General features: G+C 73.0%; 3 protein-coding genes. 1 reads left to right on the forward strand and 2 read right to left on the reverse strand.

The annotated features are described in order from the left end of the window. Nucleotides 1-167 precede the first annotated feature (167 nt). Nucleotides 168-497 (reverse strand): hypothetical protein, encoded by a 330-nt coding sequence (locus AB0O82_RS38585; protein WP_363589716.1) that lies wholly within the window; start codon nucleotides 495-497, stop codon nucleotides 168-170. Then, on the reverse strand, nucleotides 490-813 hold the full coding sequence (locus AB0O82_RS38590; protein ID WP_363589718.1) for a hypothetical protein: 324 nt from the start codon (nucleotides 811-813) through the stop codon (nucleotides 490-492). Before AB0O82_RS38590 ends, AB0O82_RS38585 begins: the two co-directional genes overlap by 8 nt. Nucleotides 814-1473: 660 nt before the next feature. Between AB0O82_RS38590 and AB0O82_RS38595 the strand changes: the two genes are divergently transcribed. Beyond that, nucleotides 1474-2496: a polyprenyl synthetase family protein gene (locus AB0O82_RS38595; RefSeq protein ID WP_363589720.1), complete on the forward strand. Its 1023-nt coding sequence runs from the start codon at nucleotides 1474-1476 to the stop codon at nucleotides 2494-2496. Nucleotides 2497-2659: the final 163 nt, after the last annotated feature.

Below are 2659 nucleotides of genomic sequence, written 5' to 3' on the forward strand. Positions count from 1 at the left end.
GGACCCCCGAGACGTAGAGCGCACGAGCGGACACACAGCCTCCAGAGACAGGGCGGCCACGCACGGGCCGATACCGGGAACAGCGCGTCGAGCAAGGAGAGAGCCGCGTTGCCCCGGCTTTCCCCCCGGTTGCCCGGTGCCGTTTCGTCTGTCTCTTGTCCGGTGTCCTACGTGGTCCGGCCGGTCGGGAGGCCGTCGCGGACGGCGGCGGACAACAGTTCCGCTGCGCCCGCTGTCGGCCCGGGCACGAGTGTGGCGAGGAGTGCCTGGACGAGGACCTGGTAGGTGCACTCGCCGCCGCTGCTGTCCCGGGCCCGGAACCGGAGACCGCTGCGCACGTCGTCGGCCAGCTCGGCCAGCGAGACCGGCCGGTAGGTGAGCGCGTCCACCAGCAGCCCGTTCTCTGCCCGGACCAGCTGGCGTTCCACCTCCGCGTCGGTCGGCGGGCCGGACACACCGGCACTGCCGACCCCGTTGTGGTTCTTCGGGTCAGTCATGTGTCGGCGAAGCCTTGGACAGGCGGGCGAGCTCTTCCCGCAGGGCGGCCAGTTCCGCCCGCAGGCCCGCCAGCTCCGCCCCTTCGTCTCTCTCGCCCCCGCCACCCGCAGGGCGACGAGGGGTGTCATCGGAGGGCTTGCCCCCCGTGTTCTCCTTCAACGGGTCGTTCTCCTCCAGCAGGTCGATGATGGCGTCACGGAGGTTGCACTCCAGCTCCGCCGCGCGCTCGATGAGTTCGTCGGCGATCTCTTTGGCGTCGTCGACGATGGTGCGCAGGGACCGGATGATGCCGCGTCGCGGCCGGGACTCACTCATGAGGGGGTGTTCCTCACTGCTGGGGTGTGAGCACGCGAGAAGGCCTGATCGCCCGCGATCCTCCGGGTCGGTGGCCGAAGGTTCGGACGGAAAGCGTTCAGTTCTCTGAGTGCACGCCAGTACGCACCTCGGTGGCAACCCCGCGTGCGGGGGGCTCGGGAGGCAACGAGTTCCGGCCGCCGGTGCCGCGCGCGCCGTACACGTGCCCGCTGCCCCGGCCGTGACCGTTTCCCGCCGCCCCGACACCCGCGGGAAGTCCGCGGGATCGGGTGGTAACGCGAAGACGGGAACGGGGCCGCCGGGTCGGCCGCGCGACGGTCGACACGGGGGCCGCGCCGGACCCAGGCGCGCGCCGTCGGCCCCAAATGCCTTCCCCATCAGGGATGTTCATGGAGGGGATGGCCCGTCGCATGGTTCCGGCGGCCACCGACCTGTGGCGCGACGGGTGTAGGCGTGGGGGCCGGGACGAGGGCGCGAGCCGGAGCCGGCCGTGCTCCGATGTTCGGGCCGCACGCCGTACCGGGGCAGCTGTGGATCTGTTGGCATAGGGACCATCGCGCTGAACGCTTACGAAAGCGGCCGGCAAGGACCCGTCGTGCCCGGCCGGACCCGCCGCCTCCCGCCCGATCCTGACGCACTGCCACTCGAAGGCGAGGCCCGGTGTCCGACGAACCCCGTGACTGCGAACGCATCCTGGCACACAGCGCGGACACCGTCAGGCCGCTGATCCGCTCCCAGGTCAACCGCCTGCCCGCACACATCCGGCACCTCGCCGGACTGCACTTCGGCTGGTGGACCGACGACCGCGTCCACCTCGACCACCAGGGCGACGGCAAGGCCCTGCGCCCGGCCCTCACGCTCCTGGCCTGCCGGGCCGTCGGCGGCGACCCGGAGGCAGCCCGTCCCGGGGCCGTGGCCGTGGAACTCGTCCACAACGCCGGCCTGCTGCACGACGACATCATCGACCACGACCGGATGCGCCGCCACCGACCCGCCCTGTGGGCGGCCAAGGGGATCCCGGCGGCGATCCTCGCCGGCGACGCCCTGTTCTTCGCCGCCGTCCGGGCCCTGGCCGAGGCCCCCCGCGCGGAACAGACGATCCCCGTCCTCCTGGAGAGCGTCCAACTGCTGATCGAGGGCGAGTACCTCGACATCCTCCTGGAGACCGGTACCGACGTCAGCGAGGACCGGGCCCTGGCGGTGGCGGCGGGCAAGACCGGCGAACTCTTCGCCGCCGCCTGCGCGCTGGGCGCCATCGCCGGCGGCGCCGACCCGCAGCGCGCCGCCCACCTGCGGGCCTTCGGCCGACACCTGGGCATCGCCTTCCAGTGCATCGACGACCTGCTCGGCATCTGGGGCGACGAGCAGGCCACCGGCAAACCCGCGCTGTCCGACCTGCGACGGCGCAAGGTCTCCCTGCCGGTGGCCGCCGCCATGGCCGGACATACCCCGCAGGCCGAAGCCCTGCGCGGCCTCTACCGCCAGAGCACCCCGCCAGGCGACGAGGAGTGCCGCCACGCGGCCAAGCTGATCGAGCAGACCGGTGCCAGGGACTGGACCCTGTACCGGGCCCGCCGCCACAGTGCCGACGCCCACGAGCACCTCGCCCTGGCCCGGCCCACGCCCGCGGCGGCCGCCGAACTCGCCACCCTGGCCGAGATGATCAGCCGCCGCGACCACTGACCCGCGAACTCCCCGCCCCACCGGCCGGAACACCCCGAGCACCACCAAGGCCGCCCCCGACTCCCTCGCCGGCACCGCCCGCCCGAGCCCGCAGGAGCGACCATGGCCTCGACCGATCTGGGGCTTCCCCAACCGTCGCCGCGCACCCCAACACGCCGCCACT

The sequence above is a fragment of the Kitasatospora sp. NPDC088264 genome, from assembly GCF_040685715.1.
GTDB lineage: Bacteria > Actinomycetota > Actinomycetes > Streptomycetales > Streptomycetaceae > Kitasatospora.